Annotated in this window: 3 protein-coding genes and 1 tRNA gene; 3 read left to right on the plus strand and 1 reads right to left on the minus strand. The window is 29.4% G+C overall.

Going from position 1 to position 2,873, the window contains the following annotated elements; genetic code table 11:
• Nucleotides 1-332: 332 nt before the first annotated feature.
• Nucleotides 333-773, minus strand: a complete 441-nt coding sequence (locus P8K68_RS07290; RefSeq protein WP_300249035.1) for a retropepsin-like aspartic protease — start codon at nt 771-773, stop codon at nt 333-335.
• Nucleotides 774-855: 82 nt separating this feature from the next.
• On the opposite strand from P8K68_RS07290, the gene P8K68_RS07295 reads away from it, so the two are divergent.
• The 3 genes from P8K68_RS07295 (at nt 856) to P8K68_RS07305 (ending at nt 2,820) form a co-directional block, all read left to right on the plus strand.
• The gene (locus P8K68_RS07295; RefSeq protein ID WP_300249036.1) at nt 856-1,623 is read left to right on the plus strand and encodes a TatD family hydrolase; all 768 of its coding nucleotides are present in this window, start codon (nt 856-858) and stop codon (nt 1,621-1,623) included.
• Between the two features lie 3 nt (nt 1,624-1,626).
• Entirely contained in the window at nt 1,627-2,658 is a 1,032-nt protein-coding gene (locus tag P8K68_RS07300) for an asparaginase (protein ID WP_300249037.1), read from the plus strand.
• A gap of 74 nt (nt 2,659-2,732) precedes the next feature.
• A tRNA-Ser gene (locus P8K68_RS07305) sits at nt 2,733-2,820 on the plus strand.
• Nucleotides 2,821-2,873: the final 53 nt, after the last annotated feature.

Below are 2,873 nucleotides of genomic sequence, written 5' to 3' on the forward strand. Positions count from 1 at the left end.
GGCGGACCTTAAAGTTGTCCGATGATTTGAAAGCAGCCTCTAAACTGGATATACTTTCTTTGATCTTTAAATTTGATGTCATTCCCATGACTGAAATATACAAAAAATTAGGCTCGTTTTAAAATATAATTGGTATTATATAAACAATAAATGAAATACGTAGAATTACGTATTTTTTAGAAACCATTATTTAAAGAGTGGTAAATGGAAAATGAAGTCGGTTTGTTATCTATACCTAATTAGCGGACAATATTACTAAGATGTTTATTTGCAATCCTAACAGAAATTGATAATTCATTTGATTTTAGAGACCGAGTTCTGCAGTTAGTAACTTATAATTTTAAATATAGATATTTCTTTTCATAATCTATTATGGCTTTCCCCTTTTTTAAAATATCGGCGCCAATAATACCATCAACAGGTTTAGAATTGTGGTTAATAAGCGCTGTATTTACATGAGTTAGATTGAATAGAACTAAAACAATTTTATTGTTACTCCATTTGCCAATTTTAACTCTGTTTTTTTTTGATGTTTTTGTGTCCATATCAATTGCTCCAGCTCCAGCAGCTTTAATTAAGGAGTCTTCCGCTTTAAGTTTAAAGGTTTCAATAGCTTCAAAACCTACACAAGAACTTGATGCGCCAGTATCTAAAATAAATAAACCGCTTTCACCATTTATAGATGCTTTTATTTCAAAGTGATTTGTTTTGGTGAGGTGTAATTTAATTTTTGTGTACCCTTTATGTTCAAGAAATTGACGCAATGTTTCCATCTAAATTTATTTTAAACAAATATAATCATGTAAAAACAATTATTTTTACAGAATAGTAAAAGCACAAATTAAAATATTGACTTTGATAATTACAGATACCCATACCCATTTATATAGCGAAGCTTTTGATGAAGACAGAAATGAAATGATTAATCGAGCAATAGATCGAGGTGTTTCTAGGTTTTTTATTCCCGCAATAGACTCTTCGTATACAGATGCTATGTTACAATTGGAAAAAGATTATCCAGAATATGTTTTTTTAATGATGGGTTTACATCCAACACATGTAAAAGATAATTATAAAGAGGAGCTTAAACATGTTGAAGAGATGTTCGCAAAACGAAATTTTTATGCCGTTGGTGAAATTGGAATTGATTTGTATTGGGATAAATCAACATTAGATATTCAAAAAAAAGCATTTAAATATCAAATTCAATTAGCAAAAAAGTATAAGCTTCCTATAGTTATTCATTGTCGTGATGCATTTAATGAAATTTTTGAGGTTTTAGAAGAAGAAAAAAGTGATGATTTATATGGAATTTTTCATTGTTTCACAGGAACTCTTGAGCAAGCCCATAAAGCAATTTCGTATAATATGAAATTAGGAATAGGAGGTGTAGTAACTTTTAAAAATGGTAAAATAGATCAGTTTTTATATCATATCGATTTAAACCATATTGTTTTAGAAACAGATTCACCGTATTTAGCACCAGTACCTTATAGAGGCAAAAGAAACGAAAGCGGATACATAATAAAAGTTTTAGAAAAACTATCAGAACTATATAATGTATCTTTAGAAAATGTCGCAGAAAGAACCACGCAAAACTCAAAAGCTATATTTAAAATTTAAGGCATGACTAAACCTAAAATAAACATACTCTTGATTTATACAGGTGGCACTATTGGTATGGTGAAGGATTTCAAAACAGGAGCTTTAAAATCTTTTAATTTTAAAAACCTTTTAGACCAAATTCCAGAGTTGCAGCTTTTAGATTGTAATATAGATACGGTATCTTTTAAAAATCCTATAGACTCTAGTAATATGAATCCAAAATATTGGGTTCAAATAGCTGAAATAATAGAAACTCATTACAAAACATTTGATGGTTTTGTTGTTTTACACGGAAGTGACACCATGAGTTATTCGGCTTCAGCCTTAAGCTTTATGCTAGAAAATTTAGCAAAACCAGTTGTATTTACAGGATCACAATTGCCAATTGGTGATTTACGTACAGATGCTAAAGAAAATTTAATTACATCCATTCAAGTAGCTTCAATGCAATATAAAGGGAGGCCCTTAATTAAAGAAGTATGTTTGTATTTTGAATACAAGTTATATAGAGGTAACCGAACAACTAAGCTTAATGCAGAACATTTTCAGGCATTTGCTTCATTTAATTATCCAGATTTAGCTGAATCTGGTGTGCATTTAAAAATAAATCAGAAATATTTATTCAAACCAAATCTTAGAAAAAAGTTAAAGGTTAATAAAAATCTAGATGAAAATATTGCAGTTGTAAAATTATTTCCTGGAATTTCAATATCTATTTTAGAAAGCATATTTAATACTCCAAATTTAAAAGCGGTTATACTTGAAACCTATGGTTCTGGAAACTGTTCAACTGAAAAATGGTTTATTAATCTTTTAAAGGAAAGTATATCTAAAGGTTTACATATTATAAATGTTACGCAATGTTCAGGAGGGAGTGTTGTTATGGGACATTATGAAACTAGTAGTGCTTTAAAAAAAATTGGAGTAATTTCAGGAAAAGATATCACTACTGAAGCTGCTGTGGCAAAGTTAATGTATTTTTTAGGTCAAAATATTTCTGGTAACACCTTCAAAACCAAATATGAAACTTCATTACGAGGAGAAATGATTTAAAATTAACTTTAAAAGTTTTAGGTTTCAAAGTTTTTTTTGTTATTTGGACCCCTGTAATTATCTTTATTAAATAAAGAGAGGTGGCCGAGTGGCTTAAGGCGCACGCTTGGAAAGCGTGTATGCGTTAATAGCGTATCGAGGGTTCGAATCCCTTCCTCTCTGCTGATTTTTTTTATTTTTAATTGCTTTTTTTTTATATCTTTAACACTTTAACT

It is taken from the genome of Algibacter sp. (assembly GCF_029245835.1).
Classification (GTDB): Bacteria; Bacteroidota; Bacteroidia; order Flavobacteriales; family Flavobacteriaceae; genus Algibacter_B.